Raw genomic sequence first — 24,828 nt, 5'->3', positions numbered from 1 at the left:
GACCGTGCCCCCGTAGCCCAACCGGCAGAGGCAGCCCACTTAAAATGGGCCCAGTGCGGGTTCGAATCCCGTCGGGGGCACTTCGCCGCCGCCCGTGCTAGCGGCGGCTCGCGTTCAGCGCAGACTCCTCCAGCGAGGGCACGAACTCCTCGAGCCACCACGTCAGGCTCGCGGGGCTCACCGGGTTGATCGCGCCCGCCAGCGTCGGGTCGAAGAAGAACAGCGCATCGTTCTGGGAGGAGGGCAACGCGGCGACCCGGGGGTCGTCCTCCAGCTCGGACTGGCCGGTGGGGTCACCCAGGACCGCGATGATCACGACATCGGCGGTGACCTGGTCGATGTTCTCGCGCGAGAAGCTCAGGGAGTCATCGGCGAGGTCGGTCGGCTGGTCCTCGGCCGGCTCCAGGCCCAGGGCCATCAGCTCGGCAGCCCCCTGCGGCCCGTACACGAACTCGCCCTGGGAGTACCGGATCACCGAGAAGGTCTTGCCCTCCAGCCCGGGGAGCCGCTCGGCGGCAGAGGCGAGCGCAGCGTCCAGGTCGGCCTCGACCTCGCCCACGACATCATCAGGGTTGCCGGTCAGTGCGGCGAGCGCGGTCAGGTTGTCCTGCCAGCCGGTCCACCAGTCCGACTCGATGCCCGTATAGGTGGGAGCGATCGAGGAGAGCTGGCTGTAGGTCTGCTCGTCGACCTGCCAGATGTCCGCCAGGATGAGATCGGGATCGAGCGCGGCGATCGCCTCCGTCGCGGGCTTGTACTCCGCGGTGAAGAGTGACGGGTCGGGGTCCCCGATGTCGGCGCCCTCCAGCCACGGGGACTCGGCGACCAGCGCCTCCTTGTCCGACAGGTACTGCGCGTAGGCCATCGGCTCCTCGTCGAGCAGGGTGAGCAGCTCGACGTAGCCCGCCCCCAGGGCGACGATCCGCTGGGGCTTCTCCGGCACGGTGATCTCGCCGTATGCCGTGTCGATGGTGACGGGGAAGGTGTCCGGCTCCGAGGTGGTGGGCTCCGCGTCGTCGCCGGTGTCGCCCGCGGCGTCGTCCGATCCGGTGGGCTCGGCGTTGTCCTGCTGCGCGGCGGCGGTCGGCGCGTCGTCCGGGTCTGCCTCGCTGTCGGCGCATCCGGTGAGGATGAGCGCGGCACCGAGCAGCACGGCCAGGGGCCTGGAGAGACGTCGACGGGTGATGGGCATAGTCATGCAGCGGGGGCCTCTCGTGCTCACGGGTGGGATGCGGGCTCAGATTAGCCTTGCCTAACCCCGTGGGGTTATCCTCCCGTGTCAACGTCTTCACATTGCTTCGGGGCAGGGGGTGCTGAGCTGATCGGGCACACGGACCTGGCGCCGGATCGTGCGATCCCGGCGGTGCTCGCGGGCCCGATCACCGAGGAGCGTGCCGCGGTGCTGCTGTGGGTGCACACGGGCAGCGCGACCGTCGAGACCGAGGGGTGCGCTCAGCGACTCGTGGCCGGCGAGGCCATCTGGGTGCCTCCCGGGGTCCGGCATCGCACGCGCACCGACCCCGGCGCGGTGGTCCTCCCGTTCCTCCTCCACACGGCTCGCGCCTCTCACGCGCTGGCCGACGTGCAGGTGCTGCCGATTCCGCCCGGGTGGGACGACTGGCTCGTGTCCTCCCTCATGCAGAGCTGGCACCATCGCGAGCCCCACCCGGGTGGCGCCGCACTGCTCGGCCTGCTCTCGGGGGGCGGTGCCGGCCAGGGCCCCGTCGCCCCCACGATCGCGCCCGCCCTGCCGCACTCCCGCGAGGCGAGACGGGTCGCGCGCTCCCTGCTGCGCGCGCCCGAGGTCCCGACCTCGCTGCGCTCCCTCGCCGTGCAGGAGAGCATCGCCGTGTCGACCCTGCAGCGCCAGTTCCTCCGCGAGACGGGCCTGTCCTTCTCGGCCTGGCGTGCCCGCGCCCGCGTCGCCGCGGCCGCCGTCCTGCTCGCCGACGGTCACGAGGTCGCCTCGACGGGGCGGGCGGTGGGGTACGCCACCCCGGCAGGGTTCACCAAGGCCTTCCGCAAGGTCGTCGGCTGCACCCCGCGCGACTACCGGCGCGAGCACCGCGGCCGACAGCACTCGGGGACCGCCGCGGCCCCGGCCTCGGATCTGGCCCGGCACGCCGCCGCCTGGTCCACGGACGGACTGCGGCCCGCGCCGCCACCCATCCCACCGTGGCGCATCTGGAACCGGATCAACGACCTCCACGTGCTGCTGTGGATGCACCGCGGAGAGGCTGAGGTGCGCATCGGGTCCCGTGAGGTGCGCCTGCGTCAGGGCCAGGCCGTGTGGTGCCCGGGAGGGCTGTCGATCAGCGTGGAGGCGGCAGCCGGCTCCATCCTGCTGCCGCTGGGAGACCGCAGGGCGCGCACGAGCCCTCGGGTCGAGGACCTGACCATCTACTCCTTCGGCCCCGAGGACGAGGGCTTCCTGCTGCACACGACCCTCGCCGAGTACACGCTGCTGCGCCCCGAGAGCGGCGCCGGAGGGTTCACCGACGAGTTGTTCCGCCAACAGTTCGCGACCGACGACAGCCTCGCCGACGGGCTGACTGGAGCGGTGGCGACCATCGCCGCGGCGTTGCGCCACGACCCTGCAGACGGGCGCTCACTCGCTGACTGGGCGGCACACCTCGACACCACGCCCCGTGCGCTGGGTCAGGAGTTCAGGGACCAGGCCGGAGCGACGTTCCCGGCCTGGCGCGCCATGCTGCGGATGGACATCGCCCGCCTGCTGCTCAGGGTGGGCGACCCACCCGGACTCATTGCCCGCCGCCTCGGCTACGCCAGCCCGTCGGCCTTCTCCAACGCCTTCACCGCCACGCACGGCATCAGCCCGCGCGAGCACCAGCGGCGCGAGGGCGCCTAGGAAGGTCCCGAAGCACGCTGCTCACCCGGCGGGGTCGCGCCGCACCCGGCCGCGACCGGCCTTGACCTCGCCACGCTGCCGCTTCGCCTCCAGCCGGCGCCGCTGGGACCCCTTGGTCGGTTTTGTGGCGCGGCGGGGAGGCGGCGGGGGTGCGGCGGCGCCCCGCAGCAGGTCGATGAGCCGCTGCCGCGCGGCGACCCGGTTCTGCCGCTGGGCGCGGTGCTCGGAGGCCACCACCACCAGCTGTCCCGCGGTCAACCGGGGCGCGAGGTTGCGCAGCAGCCGGTCCCGGACGTTCTCACGCAGCTCGGCGACCGCGATGGAGGAGTCGGGGCGGTAGACCAGCTCGACCCGGCTGTCGGTGGTGTTGACGCCCTGGCCGCCGGGCCCGGAGGAGCGGGAGAACCGTTCCAGCAGCTCGCCGGCCGGGATGACCATCCCCTCGGCCAGCCCGGGACCGGGCGGCACCCTCAGGTCGGACCCGGGCTGTGCTCCACGGGCCACGGCACGGTCCTCAGCCCTGGGTGGTGGACCAGATCAGGGCGCGGGCCACCAGGGGGTACTGGCCCTTGGGGTGGGCCCGGAACAGCGGCTGGCTGCCGAACAGCACCACCCCGGCACCCGAGGCGGAGACGCCACTGACCACGACGGCCTGGCCCTGGGCGTCCTCCGGCCCGCCGGTGCCGTCCGCGGCCGGCCGCCAGTGCCCACTGACCAGGGGGCCCTCCTCGGCATACGTCTGCTCGGCGGTGACACCCTCGCCGAGACCGGTGAACCACGCGGGGGAGTAGACGAAGGTGTCGGCGGTGGCGCCCGCGGCGATGGCGCTCTCGGCGCTGTCCACGGCGACCACGCCGTTGGCGTCGCCGCGCCCCCGGACCAGGTCGGCCTCGATGAGGTCGATGGCGGAGTTGAGGTCGGCGCCGGCGCGGTCCCGGCCCACCAGGCCGCCGCCGTCGGCCAGGAAGCGGGTGAGGTCGTCGCGGGCGTCGTCCTCCAGGGCCTCCCAGGTCAACCCGGAGGCGACGTAGAGGGAGTCCACCTCGGACCAGTCGAACCCGTCGTTGAGCACCGCGGGGCTGACCGGCACGATGTCGAAGCCCATCTCCTCCAGGGCCCACCGCTCGTCGGCCCCGGCGGCGACGGCGACCGTCATCCGCTCCAGCGACTCGCCCGCGCCGTCCTCGGGTGCCGCGGTCAGGTCCACCCCGAAGTCCCGGGCGACACGGTCGGCCTGGGCGCGGTCCTCCGCGGCGATCGAGCACCGACCCGTCGTCCAGGAACTCGACCGCGACGGAGGCGTCGAACAGGGAGTTGAGCGCGGCCACGTCGGCCGGGTCGTCCAGCGCGAGCACCAGGTCGCCGTCCCCGGTGACCCCGCCGGTGGGCTGTGCCTCGGTGATCGGGCGTCCCTGCACCCGCAGCGTCGCGTCCTCCGGCACCCGCACCACGTCGGCGCCCCAGAGCAGACCGGGGCTCCAGCCGGAGATGTCGTACATCGCGTCGACCCGGTCGGAGATGTCGGTGCCGGCCCCCAGGATCGTGTGGGCCAGGCCGCGGCGGGACTGGTGCATGTCGACCACGTAGCTGCCCGCCGGGTAGGTCGTCCCGTCGATCGTCTGCGACCCCCGCGTGAGGTGGACCTCGACGCCGTTGGCGATCAGGTGCTCCACGAGGCGGGCGGCTGCTGGTGCCGACCGCTGGTCGTCCCCGGCGGGGATCACGAAGCCGCGCGGGTAGTCGGTGAGGTAGACGTCCTCCTCCCCGATCTCGGGGAACAGCTCCTCGCTGACCGGGGTCTGCGGCTCCCCGGCCTGGCCCCGGCGGAAGATCTCGATCTGGTCGGCGAGCAACTCCTCACGGTGCTCCACGGCATACGAGATCGAGGAGGTCATCGCCGCGTGCGCGATGTCGGTGTTGATCGCCGACCGCCGCTGCAACTCCTCCTCGGGGAGGTTGTAGTCGGCGTTGTTGACCCGCAGCGGGATCTCGATGGTGTGCGAGACCGCCCCGTGGAACGCGGCGTACTGCGGGGTGAAGATCGGCGGCCAGTCGTCCCAGCCCTCGTCCCAGTCCCGGAACGGGATCTGCGGGGCGTTCACCCCGTCGTCGCGGGGGGTGTAGCCCAGGGCGTTGACGGCCCCCTCCATCCCGAGGCCGTTGGGGTAGGCGTGCTTGATGAACAGGTCGTACTCGTAGTTCTCCCCGTGCGGCGGCGTCGTCGGCTCGATCAGCGTGCCGTTGACGTAGCCGTGCAGGTCGAGCATCACCAGCGGCTGGGTGCGCACCAGCGCGTCCCGGATCGCGACCGTCTCCGGCTGGGTCGCGGTGATGAAGTCGCGGTTCAGGTCGAAGCCGGAGGCGTTGGCCCGGGTGTTGCCGTGGCGACCGTCCGGGTTCGCGCTGACCACCAGGTAGATCCGGTTGGTCTCCAGGATCTCGGCGACCTCGGGGTCGTTGCTCGTCGCGTACTCCTCGATGAGGCGCAGCGCCGCGTCGGTGCCCTCCCACTCGTTGCCGTGGATGTTGTTGTTGAGGAAGACGGGGGTCTTGTACTCGATCCGCAGGCGGCGGTCGTTCGCCGCGTGGGCCGGCTTGGCGACGATCTTGTCCCTCATCCGGTCCTGGGCGGCCGACTCATCCGGGGTCTCCGGGGCGGTCAGCGTCACCAGGTAGAGCTCCCGGCCGGTGACCGTGCTGCCGATCACCTCAGCGCTGACCCGGTTGGAGGTCACCTGCAGCTCGTTCAGCCGGGGGGCGATCTCGTGGTAGGGCGTCAGGCCGAGCTTGATGGAGGCGTCGGTCGGGTCCTCCGGGGGCACCGGGAGCTGCTGCTGGCGGGGGTAGCCCACCGGGTCGTCCTGGACCGCGCGGTCCGTGGGCAGTACGAGCGGGGCCTGGGCGGAGGCCCCGGGAGCGCTGGCCACCGTCGGTGCGCCCGTGGCCACGAGCCCCAGGACCAGGGCAGCACCGAGGGCACGCGGTCCACGCGACCGGACGGACGGCATACCTGCTCCTTCGCTGCGCAAAACGGCGGGTCCCCCAACCCCTGGCCCCAGCAGGCTATCCCGAGCCACCGACAGGGGCCAAGGGAAAGTTGTGTCGGATGGGAACACCGGGACGTCCCCGCACGCTCTAGACTGTGACAGACGTGACTCTTGCCGACCCTCAGGAGGGCCGCATGGCAACCAACCCGGTATTCAACCGGATCGACAAGGAAACTCAGGGGTACGCCGGCTTCGGCACCCCGCAGCAGGCCCCGCAGGGCCCCCGCCACGAGGGGTACCCCGCGCCGGCCACCGCGACGGGCCAGCCCGGCCCGTCCGAGACGATGAGCCCGCAGCAGCTGGAGCAGATGTACCAGCAGCCGCCGGCCGGTCCCGCACAGACGGGTCGTCTGACCATCGACGACGTGGTCATGAAGTCGCTGATGATCTTCGGCGTCGTGGTCGCGACCGCGGCCCTGTCGTGGAACGTCGTGGGCGCCCAGCCCGAGCTTGGTATGCCGATCTGGCTGCTCGGGATGTTCGGCTCCCTCGGCCTGAGCTTCGCGATCGCGTTCAAGAAGACCGTGAGCGTGCCGCTGATCCTGGTGCACGCCGTGCTGCAGGGTGCCTTCCTCGGCGCGGTGAGCGTGACCTTCAATGACATGTACAGCGGCGTGGTCACCACGGCCGTGGTCGCCACCATGGCCACGGCGGCCGGTATGTTCCTGGCCTGGAAGATCGGCTTCATCAAGGTCACCAGCAAGTCGCGCCGCATCTTCGGCATGATGGCCATGGGCTACCTGGTGTTCCTGCTGGTCAACCTAGGTGCGAGCTTCATGGGCTTCGGCGACGGCTGGGGCATCTACGGCGGCCCGCTGGGGATCCTGGTGTCCCTGCTGGGTGTCGGCCTGGCGTCCTACTCGCTGGCCGTGGACTTCGACTCCATCGACCGCGGCCTCAAGGCCGGGGCCCCGGAGCAGTACTCCTGGCTGATGGGCCACGGGCTGATCGCCAGCCTGGTCTGGCTCTACATCGAGTTCCTGCGTCTCTTCGCGATCCTGCAGAGCGACTGACGTGACCCCGGCCTCTGGTGCGGCAGCGCGCGAGACGGTCGGGACCGAGCTGGAGCGCGTGGTCCGGCGGTGGCAGCAGCTGCCGCTGGACCACGCGCTTTCTCGTGCCCCGGTGGTGCGTGAGCTGGTGCAGTCGCTCGCCGACGGCGTCGCTGCCGCCGAGGGGCGGGAGCTGCTCGAGGTCCCCGACCTGGGCCCGGCCGTGCTACTGGAACAGCTCAAGGTAATGGTCTACGACCACGAGCACGCGGGCCTGCCGGTGGAGGACCTCGCCGCGCGCCTCACCGCCCTGCGGCGCGGGCTCTGAGGGACTGGGTGACACCTGTCACTGGTGGGCGGGCCGCGACGCCGCCACGATGATGCGCATGAACGAGCGGGGGGTGCTGCGGGGCTCCGCGCCCGCACCAGTGCCCGGCGGCAGACGAGCGGCAACCCGCGCCGCCATCCTGATCGGCGGCTCCGGCGAGATCCTCGACTTCTTGGTGCCGCTGTGGGCGGGCGCGGTCTTCGGAGCGTCCGGGACGGCGATCGGCATCCTGCTGGCCGTGGAACTGGTCGCCTCGGTGGTCGCGCGGCCGATCGCGGGCCGGCTCGCCGACACCCACAACCGGCCCCGGGTCGCCGCCTTCGGAGCGGGCCTGTTCGGGCTCAGCCTCGCCGGGTACGCCCTGACCCCGACCTTCGACCTGGCCTACGCGGCGGCCGCTGTTGGAGGCGCCGGGGGAGCGGTCTTCTGGGTGACGGTCCGGACCATCGTCGGCGAGTACCTCGCCCAGGACGACGGGGTGTATGCCTCGCTCTACTCCGCGGTCGCCTTCGGGTCGTGGTTCTTCTGGGTTCCGGCGATGGTGCTGCTCCCTGCGCTGGACTTCCGCGGGGTGTACCTGGTGCTCGCACTGCTGTGCCTGGTCGGCTCGGGCATCCTGCTCTCGGCCGGACGGGCCGGGCAACCACGCCGACAGCCGAGGAGCCTGCCTGGTGGGATCGCCCGGTTCCGGGTGGTGCTGGCCACCGAGGCGCTCTCCGGCCTCGCCGCGGCCGGCGTCGGGTTGTTGCTGCTCCTGCACCTGCAACGGTCCTTCGACCTGGAGGTCCACCAGATCGCGCTGGTCTTCCTCCCCGGGGGCGTCGCGATGACTGTCCTGCCCCGACCCCTTCATGGCCTGGTCCGCCGGTTCGGTCGCCGGGTGACCTTCGTCGTCGCGAGCCTGGCCTCCGCCGTGTGCGCCGGATCCCTGGCTGTGGCCCCGAATCCGGTGGTGATCGCCGTGCTGTGGGTCCTGACCGGCGCGGCCTGGGCGGCGGTGGGTCCGATCACCGACGCCGCGGTCACCGAGTCCGCCGGCGAACGCGTGGGGTTGGCGATGAGCCTGATCGGCAACGCCGCCTTCCTCGGCTCGGCAGCCGGGGGGTTGCTGGCCGGCGTGATCTATGACCACCTCCCCTGGGCCGCCTGTTGCCTGGTCTTCGCCGGTCTCGTCGCGGCCGAGGCCTACCTGGGGCCGCGTGCGCTGAACTCGCTGGGGGCGCGGGACGTTCCGGGCCCGGAGGCCGGCCAGGACCCTGGGCACGAGGCGGTCGCCCCCCAGGGCTGACCGCATCCGCGGCGGCGCCCGCTGGGCTGCGGGCTGCCGGCAAAACCCGGCAAACCCGCTACGACGTCCCGGACATGGGCGAGCCACCCGCTGCGAGACCTGTTAGGACAGTCGCTCCAGGACGATCGCCATGCCCTGGCCGCCGCCGACGCACATGGTCTCCAGCCCGAACTGGCCGTCGTGGGTGCGCAGCCCGTTGATCAGCGTTGTGCTGATCCGGGCGCCGGTGGAGCCGAACGGGTGCCCCAGGGCGATCGCGCCGCCGTGCACGTTGAGCTTGTCGAAGTCCATACCCAGGTCGTCGGCCGAGGGCAGCACCTGCGCGGCGAACGCCTCGTTGATCTCATACAGGTCCATGTCCGCGATCGTCATGCCTGCCCGGGCCAGCGCCTGGCGGGAGGCCTCGACCGGGCCCAGGCCCATGATTTCCGGCGACAGCGCGGACACGCCGGTGGAGACGACGCGGGCCAGTGGCGTGATCCCCAGTTCCTTGGCCTTGGTGTCACTCATCACGACCAGCGCGGCGGCGCCGTCGTTGAGCGGGCAGCAGTTGCCGGCGGTGATGGTGCCGGTCTCCCGGAACACCGGCTGCAGGGTCGACACCTTCTCCAGGGTGACCCCGGCGCGGGGACCGTCGTCGGTGCTCACCACGGTGCCGTCGGGCAGCGTCACCGGCGCGATCTCCCGCTCGAAGACGCCCGCGGCGATGGCGGCCTCGGCGCGGTTCTGGCTGGACACGCCCCACTCGTCCTGTCGGTCCCGGCTGATGCCGCGGGAGGTGGCGACGTTCTCGGCGGTCTGCCCCATCGCCAGGTAGACGTCCGGCAGCAGCCCCTGCTCGCGCGGGTCGGTCCACGTCTCGTTGGACGCGGCGATGGCGCCGCTGCGGGCCTGGGCATCGGCGAATGCCGGGTTCTGCCATTCGGCCTTGCTGCCGCCGGCCCCCGAGAAGTCGGCGTAGCGGGAGACGCACTCGACGCCGGCACTGACGAAGATGTCGCCCTCGCCGGCCTTGATCGCGTGGAACGCCATCCGGGTGGTCTGCACCGAGGAGGCGCAGAACCGGTTGATGGTGGACCCGGGCAGCCCGTCCTGGCCGAGCAGCGTCGCCACCACGCGGGCCATGTTGGATCCGTGCTCGGCCCACGGCTCGGCGCAGCCCAGATAGAGGTCCTCGACCTGGGCCGGGTCGAGCTCGGGCACCTGCTCCAGGGCCGCGCGGATCACGCCCGCGGCCAGGTCGTCGGGACGGACCGAGGCCAGGGACCCCTTGAAGGCCCGTCCGATGGGGGTGCGGGCGGCGGCGACGATGACGGCCTCAGGCATGGGTCCTCCGGGGTTGCTGGGGTGGTCTTACCGAGGAGTCTAGGCGTGGCCACCCGGGGCGACGACGGGGTATGCCGTTAGCCGCGGTCGGCGCTGTCCTCGCCGGCGCCGGTGGTCGGGTCCGCGGTGCTCAACGCGTCGGGGGTGCTGCCGTCGCCGGCCCGGGGCAGGTCGGTGCCCTGCCGGCGCAGCAACTGGGCCCATCGGCTGCGCTCGTGCCGGCCGTGGCCCTGGGTCTGGACGGCGCTGACCTCGCTGCCCGGTTCACGGGCCGCCCGGGCGGCCGCCGCGGCCAGCGGCTCCAGGCGTTCCCCACGCTGGTGGTCCGGCGCCCGGCCGGTGTCGGCCGTGAGCATGCCCAGGGCGTCGCAGACGCTGGGCAGCAGCGCGGCGGCGCAACGGGCGTACCCGGCCGCGGAGGGGTGGAACCGGTCCTCGCTGAACAGCTCGACCGGCTGCTCCCAGAACTCCTGGCCCAGCAGGTCCCCCAGGGAGACGCTGCGCCCCCCGGCCTCGACGACCGCGATGGTCTGGGCGGCGGCCAGTCCGCGGCTCCACCGCTGCACCAGCGAGCGCAGCGGCTGCGGGATGGGTCGGACGGTGCCCATGTCGGGGCAGGTGCCCACGACGACCTCGGCGCCGGCAGCGCGGAACCGGCTGACGGTCTCGGCCAGGCACCGCACGGCGTAGTCCTGGTCGACCCGTTCCTTGACGTCGTTGGCGCCGATCATGATGACGACCACCTCAGGGTCGGCCATCGCGGCCAGGCCCCGGTCGGCCTGGGCGATCAGCTGGGGCGAGGTCGCGCCGCTGCGGGAGACGTTGCGCAGCTCGACGGGCCGCCCGCTGAGCGCGGCGACACCCGTGGCGATGGTGGCCCCGATCGTGTGCTGGGCGCTGCCCGCGCCGACCCCGGCCGCGGTGCTGTCCCCCAGCACCAGGATCCGGTGGGGCTCCCCGAACCCGGCCCCGTAGCTGCCCTCGTCGTCGTAGGCGAACCCCGAGGTGTCCCCGATGATGTGCTTGGCGATGGAGACCTGGGCCCGGAGCAGGCCGACGCCGAGCAGGCCGGCAGCCGCCAGGGTGCCGCCCCCGTAGGCGGCCCTGACGGCGATCCCTCGTGCCAGTGGTGTGCTGCTCATGACCCTCACGTCGGTCCCCGGTACTGGGTACCCACGGTATCCGAAAAGGGCTCAGGCGGACGCAGCGAGCCTGCGCAGCCCCTCGGCGAGGTCGACCCGGGGCCGCCACCGCAGCACCTCCCGGGTGGTCCGCTGGTCGAACCAGTGGGCGGTGCTCAGCTGCTCGGCCAGGAACCGGGTCAGCGGCGGCTCCGTGATCGTCGGGAGCGCCGGCACCGCGGAGCCGAGGGCCATGGCGCCCTCGACGACGGCGCCGGCGCCCCACGCCACCGCCGGGGGGATGCGCAGTCGGGGGACGGGCGCGCCCCCGGCACGGCAGATGTCGGCGATCAGCTCCCCGATGGGCCGTGGCTCCCCGTTGGTGACCACGAACGCCCGGCCACGGGCGGCCTCGGCGCGGTCCAGCGCGGCGACCAGGGCGTCCGCGGCGTTGCTCACGTAGGTGGTGTCGACCAGCGGGGTCCCCCTCCCCAGCAGCGGGAGCCGCCCCGACCGGGCGCGGTCCAGCATCCGACCCACCAGCTGGGTGTCGCCCGGGCCCCACACCAGGTGCGGCCGCACCGCCGTCACGACCATGTCCGGCCCGTCGGCGGCCAGGGCCAGCAGCTCCGCGGCGGCCTTGCTGCGGGCGTAGTTGCCGCGCGCCGCGGCGGGGTCGGCGGGTCCGGCCCCGACGCCGGTCAGCGAGTGACCGGCATGGGCGACCGAGGGGGAGGAGACCTGCACGAAGCGGGTCACCCCGGCCCGCCGCGCCGCCTCGAGTAGCAGCCGGGTGCCGCCGATGTTGGTGCGCTCGTACTCCGCCCAGGGCCCGACGACGTCGACCTTGGCGGCCAGGTGCAGCACGGCGTCCTGCCCCGCGACGGCTCGCGCCACGGCGGCGGGGTCGGCCACGTCGCCCAGCGCCTGCCGGTGTGGGCCGTCGGCCGGGCGGCGCTGCATCACGGTGACCTCGTCGCCGCGGCCGGCCAGCAGGTCGGCGGTGGCCCGGCCGAGCATGCCACTGGCGCCGGTGACCAGGACCCGCATCACCGGCTCTTCGTCGTCGGCGCGCGGCCGGTGCGGCGGGTGAGTGCGCGGGCCGAGGCGCGGTCGTGCAGCAGGCGGGTGGCCCAGACCGCCAGGGCACCGCGGTCCACCTTGGAGGCGTGCCGGACGTCGACCGGCAGCCAGTCCCGGACCAGGACGGCGGCGACGGGGACCCCCGCGGCGGCCCGCACCCGGGCGGCCAGCTCGGCGTCGGCCAGCGGGGTCCGGCCCAGGGTCGCGGGGCCGCTGGCCACCCGCTCCTCGGGCACCACGACGACCACCACCTGCTGCGTGCCGGCCGGGCCCACGCCCACGACCGCGGAGGCCGAGACGCCGTCGAGCTGGTCGACGCGGTGCTCCACGGCATACGGCGTGACGGGGCCGTCGGGGGTGGACACGACGTGCACCAGACGCCCCTGCACCCACAACCGGCCGGAGTCGTCGAAGGCGCCGACGTCGCCGGTGCGGTGCCACCCGGCGGGCCGCTCGCTGGCCTGCTGGGTGCCCCAGAGGCGGTCGTAGCGGGCCTTGGTGTGGGGTCCGTGGACCACGATCTCGCCGGTCACCCCGGCGTCGGCGGTCAGGTCGTCACCGGAGCGGGCCCGGGCGTCCAGCGGGCGCGATCCGCACGTCGACGGCATCCAGGGGTATGCCGACGCACACGCCGTCCGGCCCCGCGCCGCGTGTCGGGGGTGGGCTCCGTGGTCGGGTCGACCGTGGCGACGGGGAGCGCCTCGGTCATGCCGTACGGGGTGTGGGTGGCGGCGCCCGGGAGCAGAGTCCCGGACCCGGTGCAGCAGCTCGACGGGCACCGGCGCGCCGGCCGACAGGACCAGCCGCGGCCCCTGCAGGACGTGTGTCTGTCGGGGGGTCAGGTCGTCGGCGGTGGCGACCACGTTGCGCAGCGCGGCGGGGGAGGCGAAGACGACGGTGGCGCGGACGGCGGCGACCGCCTCGGCCAGCGCCGCGGCCGTGAGCGTGTGCGGCGCGGTGACGTCCATGTCGGGGACGGCCGAGCTCAGGCCCAGCGCGGGACCGTAGAGCGCGAACGGGGCGAACGCGGCGACGAACCGTTCGCCCGGGGTCAGGCCGAAGGTGTCGCGCAGCAGCGCGACCTGGGCGCCCAACCTGCCGCGGGTGTAGACCACGCCCTTGGGCGGGCCGGTCGCGCCGGAGGTGAACAGGATCGCCCCGTCGGCGTCCGGGTCGTCCCCGGTGGCCGGACGGGGCGCCGGGGGCAGCCCGGCGCCCTCGGCGGCCAGCGCCTCGGCGTCCGCGGCCTCGAACCGGATGCGTTGCCCGGGCACGCGCGTGGCCCCGGCCAGCAACAGCGCCTTGCGGATGCCCACGACGTGCGCGGGCCCGGCGCCGCGCAGGGCGCCCCCGAGCCGGCGCAGTCCCAGCCCGGCGTCGGCGACCACGACGACCGCCCCGAGCCGCCACACGGCATACACCAGGGTGGTGAGGTCGATCCCCGGGGGGACGAGCACCGCGACCCGGTCACCCTCGCGCACCCCGCGGGCGTGCAGCGCGGCCGCGACCGCCCCGACCCGATCCGCCAGGTCCCCGAAGGTGATGGTGCGCCCGTGCCCGGTGAGCTCGGCGATCGCGGTCTCCCCGGGGTGCGTCGTGTCGACCTCGATCGGCACCGTGGGGTGATCCGCGCCCCTGTCACCCGATAGTCCTGCAGGGCCCGAGAGGCCCGTGATCCAGGCCCATGCCAGGGCGACGCCCTCGGGGCGGTCCTCCAGGACCAGGTGGGAGGCGTCCTCGTAGCGGTGCACGTCGGCGTGCGGGAGCCGGCGCAGCAGGTCCTCGAGGTAGCGCTGGGAGAACACCGGGTCGCGGGGGCCCCAGACGAGCAGGGTGGGCACGTCGGCGAGCGTCTCCAGGCCGGTCGCGATGCCGTCGAGCACCGGGCCGCTGGGGTGCCCGGGCTCGAACGGGATGTCGGCGACGAAGTCGGCCACGGCCTGGCGCCGGTCCGCTCCGGCGTAGGGGGCCGCGAAGGCCTCCCGGACCTCGCGCGGCAACGGGGGGCGGGACAGCGCGGTCGTGGCCCGCACGAACGCCGGGGTGCGGCGGCAGGTGAGGTCCAGCAGGGGGGAACTGCGGGCCACCCGGATGGCGGCGGGGAACGGGGCGTCGGCGGGTTGGTGCACGGCGGTGTTGGTCAGCACGACCCCGGCGAGCCGTGCCCGGTGGCGCAGCGCCCAGCCCAGCCCGATCGGACCGCCCCAGTCGTGGGCCAGGAGCACGACCTGGCCGGTCAGCTCCAGGGCATCGGTGAGCCGGGCGAGGTCCTCGACCCGCTGCGCCAACTGCCGCGGACGGCCTGGACGTTCGGACCAGCCCATCCCCAGGTGGTCCGGTGCCACGACGCGCCACCCGGGCGGTGCCTGCTCCAGCACCCGGCGCCACAGGTAGGACCAGGTGGGGTTGCCGTGCACGCACAGCACGGTGCCGACGACCTGCTCACCCCGGGCCTGCAGCTGGGGCAGGTTGTCCAGGACGTGCCAGCGGCGCGGTATGCCGTCGGCGTCGGGGGCCTGGACCGCGCGCGACCACGCCGGGTCCAGGCCCGGTGCGGCCGGGGATGTCACCAGGCCAGCTCCAGGCACGTCATGTTCAGGCCGGAGCCGATCCCCATCATCAGCACCCGGTCGCCGGGGGTCAGTTCCTCGGCCTCCTTGGCCAGCGTGATCGCCACGGCGGCCGGGCCGACGTTGCCCAGCGTCGGGAAGGTCAGCGGCACCCGGTCCAGGTCGATCCCCAGCGCCTTGACCGTCTCCTTGGTGTGCACCTGCGACACCTGGTGGACGATGTAGCGGTCCATGTCGGCCCACTCGAACTCGTCCTTCGCGCCGGCCCACAGGTCCCCGGCCAGCTTCATGCCGGCCAGCAGCAGGCCGCGGGTGTCGGTGCTCATCTTCTCGTAGTCACCGACGCATAGCTCGTGGTGCTCGGTGGCCGCACGGGAGACCCCGCCGACCACGCGGTGCCCCTCCGGGTGCTCGCTGGCCCGACCCAGCACCATGGCGGCGGCGCCGGAGCCCAGGGTCAGGCTGGCGAACTCGCCCAGCAGGTCCTCGGCGGTGGCGTCCTCGGACGCCAGCCGCTCCAGGGTGCTCTCCTGGGTGCCGCGGGCATCCTCTCCGTCGACGATGAGGGCGTAGTCGATCTGCCCGGCATCGATCATGGTGGCCGCCAACTGCATCCCGTTGACGAAGCCGAGGCACGCGTTGGTGAGGTCGAAGTTCATGCAGTGCGTCGGCATCCCCAACTCGTGGTGGATGCGGACCGCCACCGACGGCTCCAGGTGGTCCCGGCACACCGAGGTGTTGACCATCAGCCCGATCCGCTGCGGGTCGACCCCGGCCGCGGCGATCGCCTTGGCGCCCGCCTCGATGGCACCGTCGACGAATCCGGTCCCCTCCGGCCACCAGCGACGCTCCACGATCCCGGCTAGACTCTCCAGCATCCCCGGACGCAGACCGTTGCGTCGGAAGGAGTCCCCGATCCGGGCGTCGAACTCGGCCGAGGTCTTCACCACCGGCGCGTCGACCGCCGTGATCGACAGGACGGCGGTGTCGCGGTAGCGGAAGGTGGAGTTGCCGTTCATGGAACCTCGGATGGGTATGGGACGTCAGGTTTATAGCAATGAGAACACACGACCCTGCTCGATGGCGCATCGAACGTGGGACGCACGCCAGACACGGATCGTCCGCAAACCGGCCGATCGGCACACGAAAGTGGGACAACATGACGATTCAGAAGACGAGCCGCACCGCGACCTCCGCCCTGGCTGTCGCCGGGTTGGCCCTCGTCCTCGCCGGGTGCGGGAGTGACGACGACGCCCCCGAGGTCGTGGAGCCGCAGGCCCAGGACGAGTCCGAGCCGGACACCGACGAGGCCACCGAGGCCGCGCCGCTCACCGACGACGCGGAGGAGACCGAGGACACCGACGCGGGGGTCGAGACCGGGGACACCGACGAGACGGAGGAGACCGACGGGGGCACGGTCCAGGCCGGCTCTGAGGTCGACAAGACCGAGTTCCTGAACCGGCTCAAGGCTCCGGGCAACGACGTGCTCGGCTCGTTCCAGTTCGAGATGACCATGGACGCCGAGGGGCAGGCCATGGGCATGACCGGCCAGGCCGACCTGCGCGGGGACTCCCCGGCGATGGAGGCCACCATGGAAATCCCCGACCTCGGGACGATGCAGATGATCCTGGTCGACGAGGCCATGTACATCGCGATGCCCGGTATGACGGGCGAGGGCGAGTACATGCAGATGGGCATCGACGAGCTGGGCATGGGCGGGGAGAACCCGCTGTCCAGCATCGACATGGAGAGCACCTGGGACGCCTGGGACGAGGGCGCCACATCGGTCCAATTGGTGGGCACCGAGCAGATCGACGGTGAGTCGATGGAGCGCTACACCGTCAACGTCGACACCGAGGTCGCCCTGGAGGCCACCGGTGAGTCCCCGGTCGCCGGGATGCCCGACACCATCGCCTACGACGTGTGGGTCGACGAGAACGACCTGATGCGCAAGATGGCCTTCGACATGGCGGGTGTCGCCATGGACATGACCGTCAACAACTGGGGCGAGGACGTCGACATCCAGGCCCCGGACCCCAGCAACATCGTGGAGATGCCCGGCGGCTGACGCGGTGCACCCCTGAGCCAGGAAGGGCCCGGTCGTCCGGACCGGGCCCTTCCTGCTGCCCGGACCGGCTCAGCGCGTGTCGGCCGAGCGCGTGTGGCCTCAGCGCGTGCCGCGCGCCAGCGGGAGCACGATCGTCCAGACGAAGCTCAGGCCCACCACCGCGGCGCCGACGGCGAGCCAGGCCTGCCAGAACCCGTCGTGGTCCCACACCTGGGGGCCGAAGGCGACGCCGACGCCGTAGATCACGGCCAGCACGGCCGTCAACTGTGCGCCCGCGGACCTCCAGACACTGCCCTGCGTGTGCTCGTTCGTGCTCATTATTCCTCCATCAGATAGGGGATGCCGACGAGCACCACCAGCAGGATCAGCAGCAGCACCGCCCCACCCGTCACGAGCCGGCGCCAGTTCGGCCCCTCCCGCAGTGATCTGGGGGCGAAGCTGACGCCCAACCCGTAGAGGACCCCTGCGATGCCCACGATGATCAGACCGGTTTCGGTCGCCACGATTGCCTTCCCCCGCCGTGTGCTGTCGACGCCGTGTGCTGTCGATACGGCTCAGTCTCACCAGGGGACCGGCCCGGCTGTCAAGGACCCTGGCGGTCCCGCGCGGGAAGTTCACCGTCCCGACGCCGTGGCGACATCCGTTCGTGGGCAACGCAGGACCCCACGGGCACCTGCCCGTGGGGTCCTGGTCAGCCTGCTCGCCGTCCGGGCCGGTCAGGCCTGGGAACGGTCGGCGGGAGTGTCACGTCACTGGGGGACGATGAGCCCTGCGGTCTTGGTGCGGGCGTCCTCGAACCGGGTCTGCACGTCGGACCAGTTGATGATGTTCCACCAGGCGGTGACGTAGTCGGCCTTGACGTTCTTGTAGTCCAGGTAGAACGCGTGCTCCCACATGTCCAGCAGCAGCAGCGGCACCAGACCGATCGGCAGGTTGCCCTGCTGGTCGTAGAGCTGGACGATGATCAGCTTCTGACCCACGCTGTCCCAGGCCAGGATCGACCAGCCGGACCCCTGGATGCCGGTGGCGTTGGCGGTGAAGTGGGCGCGGAAGGCGTCGAAGGACCCGAACTGGTCGTCGATCGCCGCCGCCAGGTCACCCTCGGGCTTGTCGCCACCGTCCGGGGACAGGTTCTTCCAGAACACCGAGTGGTTGACGTGCCCACCCAGGTTGAAGGCGAGGTTCTTCTCCAGCATGTTGACCGCGCCGAAGTCGTCCTTGTCACGGGCCTCGGCCATCTTCTCCAGGGCGGTGTTCGCCCCGGTGACGTAGGCCTGGTGGTGCTTGGAGTGGTGCAACTCCATGATCTCGCCGGAGATGTGCGGGGCCAGTGCCCCGTAGTCGTAGGTCAGGTCGGGCAGGGCGTAGTCAGCCATCTGGAACCTCCACGTGAAAGCGGGTGCGCGCCATGCGGCGCGATCGGCACTCTTCACACTACACACGGCCACCGTGCCCGCCACCCGGAGGTGTCCGGGCGGGGACGCGCGCCGGGCTGCGCTGGTGGAGTGCCCGCTCAACCCAGCCGGAGTAGGACCTTGCTTGAGCCGGTGGACCGATCGGCCGCCACCTCGAACGCCTCCTGCGCCTGCGCCAGGTCGAAGGTGTGGGTGATCACGGGGGTGAAGTCGACCGGGCCGGCCAGCATGGTCAGCGCCTCGGAGATCTCGTCGACGAACCGGTAGGAGCCCCGGTAGTCGATCTCCCGCGTGACGATGTTGCCCAGCGCCGCACTCACCTCGTCCGGCGGGCAGGTTGCCCACCTGGACCAGCACGCCCACCGCGGCGGACCGCGGCGATGACCCCGCCCAGGGCCCTGGGGCGCTCCCGGACGCCTCGACCGCGATCTCGACGTCCGCCGGCAGCGCGCTCGCCGGCGGAGATATCCACCACCGCGTCGGCGCCCAGGGCGCGTCGCCAGGTCGAGCGCCGCGGGGGACAGGTCCGCGGCCGTGATGTGGCGGGCGCCCATCGGCACGGGCCGCGGCCACGGCCAGCAGCCCGATCGGGCCACAGCCGTTGACGAGCAGCGACGCGGCCGGTGATGTCTCCCGGCGCGGTGCAGGGCGTGGATCGCGACGCCCGAGCGGCTCGGCCAGGGCCGCCTCGCTGGGTCGACCACCCCGTCCGGGCAGCCGGCGGAGCTGGTCGGGCCGCACCGCCCGCAGCGCGGCTGAAGCCACCCGCCTCGTGCGGCTGCGAAGGCGGCCGAACCGAAGTAGCGCACCTGCGGCCACAGGTTGGTCCGGTCGGCCAGGTCCTCGGGCAGGCCCTCGTCGCCGACCAGGGTCGCCGGGTGCACCGTCACCGGCCGTGCCGACGCTCGATGCCCCGCGGCAGGGCCGGCCGTGGTGCCGACGGCCGACGCCGATCTCGGCGACCCGGCCCGCCACCTCGTGCCCCAGGACCAGGGGCTCCCGCAGGACGGCCGTGCCCGAGGCCCCGTGCTTCCAGTAGGCCAGGTCAGACCCGCACACCCCGCCCCACTCCATCCGCGACCAGCACCCCGTCGGGCGGGACAGGTCGGGTCCGGCGACGTCCTCGACCCGCAGGTCACCGGCCCCGTGGACCACCACAGCGTGCACGTGCTTGCCTCCTGTGGGTGGGTTGCCGGCTCAGAACGCGTCGATGAGGGAGATGATGCCGACCGAGAAGATCGCGATCGCCGAGACGATCAGCAGGGAGGTGAACACCTTGCCGTCCTTGACCCGGGGGTCGGTCTCGGTCCGGGACAGGTAGAGGGTGGACACCGCCACGCCCATCAGGAACAGGGAGTTGAGGATGCCGGCGACGATCACCAGGAGCCAGCGGGCGAGTTGACGATGACCGCGAGCGTGCCCCAGGTGATCGGCAGGACGATCATGATGACCCGCATCCAGGTGTCGCGCTTCTGCATGTCGGTCCAGTCGAAGGCGCCGAAGACCGACAGCGTGTCCCCGACCTGCCGGCCCAGGCTGGGCACGTTGGCGATGATCGTCTTGTAGCAGCGCCACGCCGGCGCCGACGAGGAAGACCACGCCGCCCCACTCCCCGACCGTGCCGGAGAAGATCCAGGAGATCACCTCCAGCACCTCGGTGCCCTCGCGGGCGCAGCCCCTGCGGGTGCAGCACCGCGGCGCCGAGCATGTAGAACGCGACGGTGGAGATCGGTGTAGATGACCCAGGAGACCCAGGCGTCCAGCTTCATCACGCTGGATCCAGCCGCGGGCCCGGCTGCGCCCAGGCCTCGGAGCCGTCGTTGGGTCCGGTCCAGGCGGCGAAGCCCTTCTCCACGGTCCAGTAGGTGTAGGCGGTGATCTCTCCGGCGCCGACACCGGTCATGCCGAACATGGCCAGGGCGACCCCCATGCCGCCGACGGCGATCTGGAAGCGCATCCCCTCGGCCAGGTCGGTGATGCTCCAGCTGTAGTCGGTGAACTGCACGAGGAAGACCATGACCACCGCGAACAGGGTGACCAGCACCACCAGGACCGTGGAGACCTTCTCGACGATGGCATACCGGTTGGCAGATGTGGATCGCGATGGCGACCAGCACCAGGATCAGCACCCAGGCGCCGATCGACATGGTCGTCGACATGGGATCGCCGCCGATCGGCACGCAGCATCGAGAACGCGAGGGCGGCTGCCGCCGATCACGCCGGCCTGCCCGATGAGGAACTGCAGGAACATGCAGAGGACGAGCCAGGCCATCCAGCCGCGTCCGGCGATCTTGGGCGGAACGTCGTTGTATCCCGTTGATGGCCGGCTTGCCGGTGGAGATCGACCACCGGGCCAGTTCGATCTGCACCCAGACCTTGACGAAGGTGGAGACGAAGACGAGCCAGAACAGCGACGAAGCCGACCTGGGCGCCCAGCGTGGTGGCCGTGAGCAGCTCGCCGGATCCCGACGACGGCGGCACTGGTGATCATGCCCGGTCCGAGGAAGCGCAGGCTCGTCCTGCCAGCGTCTTCGGGGGGCTCCTGGATGTTCTCCGGGTCGAGACGGTAGGGATCCTTCTCCCGAGAGAGTTGGGTCTCAAGCCCCGCGTGTTCGGTCAATGCATGCTCCTTGTCGGGCGACACGCGAATGTGTCGGTTGCTGCCCCGGCCGGGTTCGCCGAGGGGTATATGCCGGAATCTAGCGACGCCGGGCGCGCCAGGACAGTGGTTGCCACGAGTTGCCGGGTGGCGTGCCGGGCACCACCACGGCTGGGCCGCGTGATGGAGGTCATACGTGACCCTCGGCGGAGAGCCCAGGACTCGAAGGTAAGGTAAGGCACGCCTAATGTCTTGTCGCCCGGCGTCCCGTCTCGTTCCCCGAAAGGTGCTCTCCGTGAGTCTGACCCATCGTCCCCGTGCCTTCCGCCCCCTGGTGGCCGCCCTGTGCAGCGCGGCCCTCGTGCTGACCGCATGTTCCTCAGCTGATGACGCGGGCTCGGAGGAGACCTCGCCCGAGGAGGTCGCCACCGAAGAGGACGACGGTGCCGACGACACCCAGGAATCCGCCGACGACGCCACGACCGAGGACGACTCTGCCGACGAGGCCGCGGGGGAGTGGCCCCGCACGATCGAGCACGAGTCCGGCACCACGGAGATCCCGGAGGAGCCCACGGTCGTCGTCTCCACCTCGATCACGCTGACCGGGACGCTGTTGGCGATCGACGCGCCGGTGAGCGCCAGCGCGGCCACCGGCACCGGGCCGCTGACCGACGACCAGGGCTTCTTCGCGCAGTGGGCCGATGTCGCCGACGAGCGCGGCGTCGAGGTGCTCTACCCCAACCTGGAGCTGGACATCGAGGCGATCGAGGCGATGGAGCCCGACCTGATCATCGGCTCCACCGTCGGCGCCGACGCGACGGTCGACTCCTACGACCAGCTCAGCGAGATCGCGCCGACGATCATGCTGGACTAAGGCGCCCACACCTGGGAGGACCTCGCCGTCACCCTCGGGGAGGCGACCGGTGCCGAGGACGGCGTCCAGGTGGCCCTGGACGACTTCGAGGCCTACCTCGACGAGGCGGCGGCCTCGTTGACGCTCCCGGGTCAGACCGCGACCGCCCTGGCCTACAACGGGGCCGACGGCGGTGGTGTGTTCAGCGCGGAGAGCTCGCAGGCGGCCATCCTGACCGGCCTCGGGTTCGACTACGTGGTCGGCCCGGAGGACCTCGCCGACCAGGTCCGCAGCGACGTCAGCTTCTTCACCGCCGAGAACCTACCCGCAGCCCTCGCCGACCCCGAGGTGGTCTTCGTCATCGCCGGCGGCGACGAGCAGGCCGACTCCCTTTGCCTGACCCGGGCCGGGCCGCCGCGCTCGTCGAGGCGGGCCTGGGCCGTCGGGCCGAGCACCTAGGGCCGATCGACCCGGCGCACGTCGTCGTCGCGGGGCAGAGCTTCGGCGGTCTCGCGGCGGCCGCCGTCACCGCCACCCGTCCCGACCTGGTCGGGCAGGCCATCGTCCAGTCGGGGTCGTTCTGGTATGTCGGGGGAGACGAGCCGCGCCGCGACAACCCGGTCCCCGGTGACCTGGTCCTCCGGATCGCCTCCGGCGAGTTCGGGCAGCTGAGCGGTCGGTTCGTGGTCCAGGCGGGCACCGACGAGGGGACCATGGTCGACCAGGCGCGGCACTTCCGCGATGCCGTCGTGGCGGCCGGCGCGGAGGCCGACCTGACCATCGTGGTGGGCGGACACGACTTCGCCTGGTGGACCCACCACCTACTGCGCGCCCTCGACCGACTGTCCTAGCGGGTCCGCTGGTGCCGGGGCCACGGAGCACGCCGACTCTGTCGCCCGCCTCGAACCCTCGCCGTGGATCTGCCGCTAGCGTGTCGGAAATGCACCCGCTCGCAGTCCCCCGGGGGAAGGCCTACGCGCTCGACTGCCTGGGCTACCTCGGGATCGCCGCGGCGACCCTGCCGGTCGGGATCGTGCTCCAGCAGACGGGGGTGGGGCAGCACCAGTGGGCGGTCTGGGCGCTGAGCGGCGTCCCGCCGCTGCATCGCCGCCGCTGCTGGCCGCCCGCTGCGGAGTCCGGCCCGTCCCGCGCGACCTGGGGCAAACGGCGCTTCGCGGCTGGTGGTCGACGGATCCGGCGCGGCGGCCGACGCGGGACGGTGCCACGACGGGGGAGCAGCCCCCAGCCTCGGGTCGGGCGCTGCTGCGCAACGTCGCCAAGATCACGATCCCCTGGCAGATCGGGCACACCGTGGCGATCGGCGCCGCCTACGGCGGATTCGAGGACGGCGACCCGGTGACGATCGGGGCCGGAGCGCCTCAGCTACCTGGTGATCGGGGTCCTGGTCGTCGGGGTGGCTCCTCGGTCGAGGGCAGGGCCCTGCACGACCGCCTCGCCGGCACCAGCGTGCGCACCGCCTGACGGACCGCAGCCGCCGCGACCCGGGGCCGGTCGTACCGCAGCGGCCGACCCGGTGAGGAAGACGTCGAACAGGTGCGGGTTGTGCGCGTGCACCAGCACCCCGAAGACGACCAGGTCGAAGAGCAGGTGCACGCACACGACATACGTCAGCGACTTGGTCAGCGCGAAGGTGAGCCCCTGCACCAGGGCGAACGGGATCGTCAGGAAGGGCCCCCAACTGCGGTAGCCCAGCTCCCACAGGAACGAGACGAAGATCGCCGCCTGCAACAGGTTCGCCTGCCACAGCGGGAAGTGCCGCCGGTAGAGCGCGAACACGGTGCACACGAAGAACAGCTCGTCCCAGATCCCCACCGCGTTGACCCCGACGAAGAGTCGCGCGATCTGGTCCGCGTCCGCGACGGGCGGCCAGTTGACGTAGGCGCCGGAGGTCAGGAAGTACCACGGCAGGATCAGGTAGCCCAGCGCGACGACGCCGACCAGGTAGGCCCACGCGACCCGGGACCACGGCTCGCCGGTGCGCAGCGGGAACCGGATGACCCGGTCGCCGAACACCCACCGCGAGATCGCGAACGGCACCAGGACGGCCAGCGAGAGCGCGATGGTGAACCGGGCCATCCCGGCGTTGCTCAGGTCGGCCTCCAGCGAGATCGTGCTGATGATCCCCTGCCCGATCGCGATGAGGAGCAGGCTGCGCCCGAGCGGCCGGTCGAGCAGGAACCCGAGGGCGACGCCGGCGACGAGGAGCAGGTAGCCCGGCGGGCGCAGATGTATGCCGAAGAGCAGGACCGCGGCCCCGGCCACCATGGCCGCGGGGACCAGACCCCGGGCCGGGGCCGGATCGGTCGGTCGGGTCGCCAGCAGCGCACGGATCGTGCCGACGGGGGCCGTCACCGGACCGGCCGGGGGGTGCGGGGTCATGGGCACAGCCTGCCAGGGGCAGGACACTTCGGGGCGTTGACTAGCCAGTAACCGCCCCGACGTGGCAACGTCAGTCTGCACCCCCGCGCCACCGGCTGCCGCCGCCCCGAAGAGTTGGAGATCGATGTTCACTCGTATCGCCGTCGTCAACCGCGGTGAGGCCGCCACCCGACTGATCCACGCCGTGCGCGACCACAACGCTGCCGGGGGGCCGCCGCTGCAGACGATCGCGCTCTACACCGACGCCGAGCGGACCGCCATGTTCGTCCGCGAGGCCGACCTGGCCCACCCCATCGGCCCGGCCTCGGCCCGCCCCTACCTGGACCTGGCGGTGCTGGAGCGGGCGCTGGTGGAGACCGGCGCCGACGCGGTCTGGGTCGGCTGGGGGTTCGTCGCGGAGGACCCGGCCTTCGTGGACCTGTGCGACCGGCTGGGCGTCACGTTCATCGGGCCGTCGGCCGAGGCGATGCGCAAGCTGGGCGACAAGATCGGCTCCAAGCTGATCGCCGAGGAGGTCGGGGTCCCGGTGGCGCCGTGGAGCCGCGGCGGGTTGGACACCCTGGAGGAGGCCCTGGCCAGTGCCGAGGAGGTCGGCTACCCGCTGATGCTCAAGGCGAGCGCGGGCGGCGGCGGCCGCGGGATCCGCAAGGTGGCCGATGCCGACGAGCTGCGGGAGGTCTACCAGCGGACCCGGGACGAGGCGCAGCGGGCCTTCGGCAGCGGCGTGGTGTTCCTGGAGAGCCTGGTCACGGGGGCCCGCCACGTCGAGGTGCAGGTGATCGCCGACGGGCAGGGCACCGCCTGGGCGATCGGGGTGCGCGACTGCTCGGTGCAGCGCCGCAACCAGAAGATCATCGAGGAGTCGGCCT

The 24,828-nt window shown here is 72.3% G+C and carries 25 protein-coding genes, 1 tRNA gene and 2 pseudogenes; 11 read left to right on the top strand and 17 right to left on the bottom strand.

The features are described from left to right. The first annotated feature begins 6 nt into the window (after window positions 1-6). Window positions 7-80 (top strand) — tRNA-Leu (locus AC1QRC_RS17100). Window positions 81-97: 17 nt separating this feature from the next. Here AC1QRC_RS17100 and AC1QRC_RS17095 read toward each other — a convergent pair. Then, on the bottom strand, window positions 98-1,198 hold the full coding sequence (locus AC1QRC_RS17095; RefSeq protein WP_484204451.1) for an ABC transporter substrate-binding protein: 1,101 nt from the start codon (window positions 1,196-1,198) through the stop codon (window positions 98-100). A gap of 165 nt (window positions 1,199-1,363) precedes the next feature. Here AC1QRC_RS17095 and AC1QRC_RS17090 point away from each other — a divergent pair, with 165 nt between their 5' ends. After that, complete coding sequence (locus tag AC1QRC_RS17090) at window positions 1,364-2,869, top strand: helix-turn-helix transcriptional regulator (RefSeq protein WP_484204450.1); 1,506 nt, start codon at window positions 1,364-1,366, stop codon at window positions 2,867-2,869. Window positions 2,870-2,890: 21 nt separating this feature from the next. Here AC1QRC_RS17090 and arfB read toward each other — a convergent pair whose 3' ends face one another. Beyond that, a complete protein-coding gene (arfB, locus tag AC1QRC_RS17085) occupies window positions 2,891-3,307 on the bottom strand; it encodes an alternative ribosome rescue aminoacyl-tRNA hydrolase ArfB (RefSeq protein ID WP_484206674.1) in 417 nt (138 codons plus the stop codon). Window positions 3,308-3,339: 32 nt separating this feature from the next. Continuing rightward, a complete protein-coding gene (locus tag AC1QRC_RS17080) occupies window positions 3,340-5,877 on the bottom strand; it encodes a M14 family zinc carboxypeptidase (protein WP_484204449.1) in 2,538 nt (845 codons plus the stop codon). A 173-nt stretch (window positions 5,878-6,050) separates the two neighbouring features. On the opposite strand from AC1QRC_RS17080, the gene AC1QRC_RS17075 reads away from it, so the two are divergent. The 3 genes from AC1QRC_RS17075 to AC1QRC_RS17065 are packed head-to-tail and all read left to right on the top strand — an operon-like array spanning window position 6,051 to window position 8,524. Continuing rightward, window positions 6,051-6,929, top strand: coding sequence for a Bax inhibitor-1/YccA family protein (locus tag AC1QRC_RS17075; protein WP_484204448.1), 879 nt, complete (start codon window positions 6,051-6,053; stop codon window positions 6,927-6,929). A gap of 1 nt (window position 6,930) precedes the next feature. Continuing rightward, a complete protein-coding gene (locus AC1QRC_RS17070; RefSeq protein WP_484204447.1) occupies window positions 6,931-7,236 on the top strand; it encodes a hypothetical protein in 306 nt (101 codons plus the stop codon). Between the two features lie 58 nt (window positions 7,237-7,294). After that, window positions 7,295-8,524: an MFS transporter gene (locus tag AC1QRC_RS17065; protein ID WP_484204446.1), complete on the top strand. Its 1,230-nt coding sequence runs from the start codon at window positions 7,295-7,297 to the stop codon at window positions 8,522-8,524. Window positions 8,525-8,626: 102 nt separating this feature from the next. Here AC1QRC_RS17065 and AC1QRC_RS17060 read toward each other — a convergent pair whose 3' ends face one another. From AC1QRC_RS17060 to AC1QRC_RS17040, 5 genes are all read right to left on the bottom strand, one after another. Then, entirely contained in the window at window positions 8,627-9,850 is a 1,224-nt protein-coding gene (locus AC1QRC_RS17060) for an acetyl-CoA C-acetyltransferase (protein ID WP_484204445.1), read from the bottom strand. 77 nt (window positions 9,851-9,927) lie between these two features. Beyond that, the gene (locus AC1QRC_RS17055) at window positions 9,928-10,992 is read right to left on the bottom strand and encodes an SGNH/GDSL hydrolase family protein (protein WP_484204444.1); all 1,065 of its coding nucleotides are present in this window, start codon (window positions 10,990-10,992) and stop codon (window positions 9,928-9,930) included. 51 nt (window positions 10,993-11,043) lie between these two features. Further along, window positions 11,044-12,021 carry an NAD-dependent epimerase/dehydratase family protein gene (locus AC1QRC_RS17050; RefSeq protein ID WP_484206673.1) on the bottom strand — a complete coding sequence of 326 codons (978 nt, stop codon included), beginning with the start codon at window positions 12,019-12,021 and terminating at the stop codon, window positions 11,044-11,046. Beyond that, complete coding sequence (locus tag AC1QRC_RS17045; RefSeq protein ID WP_484204443.1) at window positions 12,021-14,624, bottom strand: alpha/beta fold hydrolase; 2,604 nt, start codon at window positions 14,622-14,624, stop codon at window positions 12,021-12,023. Before AC1QRC_RS17045 ends, AC1QRC_RS17050 begins: the two co-directional genes overlap by 1 nt. After that, window positions 14,621-15,643, bottom strand: coding sequence for a 3-oxoacyl-ACP synthase III (locus tag AC1QRC_RS17040; protein ID WP_484204442.1), 1,023 nt, complete (start codon window positions 15,641-15,643; stop codon window positions 14,621-14,623). The genes AC1QRC_RS17045 and AC1QRC_RS17040 overlap by 4 nt, the downstream gene beginning before the upstream one ends. A gap of 140 nt (window positions 15,644-15,783) precedes the next feature. Here AC1QRC_RS17040 and AC1QRC_RS17035 point away from each other — a divergent pair, with 140 nt between their 5' ends. Then, window positions 15,784-16,692 carry a hypothetical protein gene (locus AC1QRC_RS17035; protein WP_484204441.1) on the top strand — a complete coding sequence of 303 codons (909 nt, stop codon included), beginning with the start codon at window positions 15,784-15,786 and terminating at the stop codon, window positions 16,690-16,692. Window positions 16,693-16,791: 99 nt separating this feature from the next. Here the strand turns inward: AC1QRC_RS17035 and AC1QRC_RS17030 are convergent, their stop codons facing one another. From AC1QRC_RS17030 to AC1QRC_RS16995, 8 genes and pseudogenes are all read right to left on the bottom strand, one after another. Continuing rightward, window positions 16,792-17,010, bottom strand: a complete 219-nt coding sequence (locus AC1QRC_RS17030) for a hypothetical protein (RefSeq protein ID WP_484204440.1) — start codon at window positions 17,008-17,010, stop codon at window positions 16,792-16,794. Further along, window positions 17,010-17,195, bottom strand: a complete 186-nt coding sequence (locus tag AC1QRC_RS17025) for a hypothetical protein (RefSeq protein WP_484204439.1) — start codon at window positions 17,193-17,195, stop codon at window positions 17,010-17,012. The genes AC1QRC_RS17030 and AC1QRC_RS17025 overlap by 1 nt, the downstream gene beginning before the upstream one ends. Window positions 17,196-17,441: 246 nt before the next feature. Next, window positions 17,442-18,068, bottom strand: a complete 627-nt coding sequence (locus tag AC1QRC_RS17020) for a superoxide dismutase (RefSeq protein ID WP_484206672.1) — start codon at window positions 18,066-18,068, stop codon at window positions 17,442-17,444. Between the two features lie 137 nt (window positions 18,069-18,205). Next, window positions 18,206-18,427 carry a hypothetical protein gene (locus tag AC1QRC_RS17015; RefSeq protein ID WP_484206724.1) on the bottom strand — a complete coding sequence of 74 codons (222 nt, stop codon included), beginning with the start codon at window positions 18,425-18,427 and terminating at the stop codon, window positions 18,206-18,208. Between the two features lie 682 nt (window positions 18,428-19,109). Continuing rightward, a pseudogene (locus AC1QRC_RS17010) lies at window positions 19,110-19,181 on the bottom strand (hypothetical protein); the annotation flags it as partial. Window positions 19,182-19,304: 123 nt separating this feature from the next. After that, on the bottom strand, window positions 19,305-19,487 hold the full coding sequence (locus tag AC1QRC_RS17005; protein ID WP_484204438.1) for a hypothetical protein: 183 nt from the start codon (window positions 19,485-19,487) through the stop codon (window positions 19,305-19,307). Then, on the bottom strand, window positions 19,484-19,651 hold the full coding sequence (locus AC1QRC_RS17000; protein ID WP_484204437.1) for a hypothetical protein: 168 nt from the start codon (window positions 19,649-19,651) through the stop codon (window positions 19,484-19,486). The genes AC1QRC_RS17005 and AC1QRC_RS17000 overlap by 4 nt, the downstream gene beginning before the upstream one ends. 224 nt (window positions 19,652-19,875) lie before the next feature. Next, window positions 19,876-20,151 carry a hypothetical protein gene (locus AC1QRC_RS16995; RefSeq protein ID WP_484204436.1) on the bottom strand — a complete coding sequence of 92 codons (276 nt, stop codon included), beginning with the start codon at window positions 20,149-20,151 and terminating at the stop codon, window positions 19,876-19,878. A 275-nt stretch (window positions 20,152-20,426) separates the two neighbouring features. Here AC1QRC_RS16995 and AC1QRC_RS16990 point away from each other — a divergent pair, with 275 nt between their 5' ends. From AC1QRC_RS16990 to AC1QRC_RS16975, 4 genes are all read left to right on the top strand, one after another. After that, entirely contained in the window at window positions 20,427-20,594 is a 168-nt protein-coding gene (locus AC1QRC_RS16990; RefSeq protein WP_484204435.1) for a hypothetical protein, read from the top strand. A 407-nt stretch (window positions 20,595-21,001) separates the two neighbouring features. Further along, window positions 21,002-21,580 (top strand): ABC transporter substrate-binding protein, encoded by a 579-nt coding sequence (locus tag AC1QRC_RS16985; RefSeq protein WP_484204434.1) that lies wholly within the window; start codon window positions 21,002-21,004, stop codon window positions 21,578-21,580. 69 nt (window positions 21,581-21,649) lie between these two features. After that, entirely contained in the window at window positions 21,650-22,018 is a 369-nt protein-coding gene (locus tag AC1QRC_RS16980; RefSeq protein WP_484204433.1) for a hypothetical protein, read from the top strand. Next, the gene (locus AC1QRC_RS16975; RefSeq protein ID WP_484204432.1) at window positions 21,952-22,410 is read left to right on the top strand and encodes an alpha/beta hydrolase; all 459 of its coding nucleotides are present in this window, start codon (window positions 21,952-21,954) and stop codon (window positions 22,408-22,410) included. Before AC1QRC_RS16980 ends, AC1QRC_RS16975 begins: the two co-directional genes overlap by 67 nt. A 532-nt stretch (window positions 22,411-22,942) precedes the next feature. Here AC1QRC_RS16975 and AC1QRC_RS16970 read toward each other — a convergent pair. Further along, window positions 22,943-23,959: a CPBP family glutamic-type intramembrane protease gene (locus AC1QRC_RS16970; RefSeq protein ID WP_484204431.1), complete on the bottom strand. Its 1,017-nt coding sequence runs from the start codon at window positions 23,957-23,959 to the stop codon at window positions 22,943-22,945. 124 nt (window positions 23,960-24,083) lie between these two features. Between AC1QRC_RS16970 and AC1QRC_RS16965 the strand changes: the two are divergent. Then, a pseudogene (locus AC1QRC_RS16965) lies at window positions 24,084-24,785 on the top strand (biotin carboxylase N-terminal domain-containing protein); the annotation flags it as partial. Window positions 24,786-24,828: the final 43 nt, after the last annotated feature.

This window comes from Ornithinicoccus sp. (assembly GCF_057176825.1).
Note: the sequence above shows the minus strand (reverse complement) of the source record. Positions and strands in the feature narration are given on the sequence as shown.

Excerpts from the sequence above, each read along its gene's own strand:
- AC1QRC_RS17095 (WP_484204451.1), bottom strand. The coding sequence starts at position 1,198 with ATGACTATGCCCATCACCCGTCGACGTCTCTCCAGGCCCCTGGCCGTG.
- arfB (WP_484206674.1), bottom strand. The coding sequence starts at position 3,307 with ATGGTCATCCCGGCCGGCGAGCTGCTGGAACGGTTCTCCCGCTCCTCC.
- AC1QRC_RS17080 (WP_484204449.1), bottom strand. The coding sequence starts at position 5,877 with ATGCCGTCCGTCCGGTCGCGTGGACCGCGTGCCCTCGGTGCTGCCCTG.
- AC1QRC_RS17075 (WP_484204448.1), top strand. The coding sequence starts at position 6,051 with ATGGCAACCAACCCGGTATTCAACCGGATCGACAAGGAAACTCAGGGG.
- AC1QRC_RS17065 (WP_484204446.1), top strand. The coding sequence starts at position 7,295 with ATGAACGAGCGGGGGGTGCTGCGGGGCTCCGCGCCCGCACCAGTGCCC.
- AC1QRC_RS17060 (WP_484204445.1), bottom strand. The coding sequence starts at position 9,850 with ATGCCTGAGGCCGTCATCGTCGCCGCCGCCCGCACCCCCATCGGACGG.
- AC1QRC_RS17055 (WP_484204444.1), bottom strand. The coding sequence starts at position 10,992 with ATGAGCAGCACACCACTGGCACGAGGGATCGCCGTCAGGGCCGCCTAC.
- AC1QRC_RS17050 (WP_484206673.1), bottom strand. The coding sequence starts at position 12,021 with ATGCGGGTCCTGGTCACCGGCGCCAGTGGCATGCTCGGCCGGGCCACC.
- AC1QRC_RS17040 (WP_484204442.1), bottom strand. The coding sequence starts at position 15,643 with ATGAACGGCAACTCCACCTTCCGCTACCGCGACACCGCCGTCCTGTCG.
- AC1QRC_RS17035 (WP_484204441.1), top strand. The coding sequence starts at position 15,784 with ATGACGATTCAGAAGACGAGCCGCACCGCGACCTCCGCCCTGGCTGTC.
- AC1QRC_RS17030 (WP_484204440.1), bottom strand. The coding sequence starts at position 17,010 with ATGAGCACGAACGAGCACACGCAGGGCAGTGTCTGGAGGTCCGCGGGC.
- AC1QRC_RS17020 (WP_484206672.1), bottom strand. The coding sequence starts at position 18,068 with ATGGCTGACTACGCCCTGCCCGACCTGACCTACGACTACGGGGCACTG.
- AC1QRC_RS16990 (WP_484204435.1), top strand. The coding sequence starts at position 20,427 with ATGGCCGGCTTGCCGGTGGAGATCGACCACCGGGCCAGTTCGATCTGC.
- AC1QRC_RS16970 (WP_484204431.1), bottom strand. The coding sequence starts at position 23,959 with ATGACCCCGCACCCCCCGGCCGGTCCGGTGACGGCCCCCGTCGGCACG.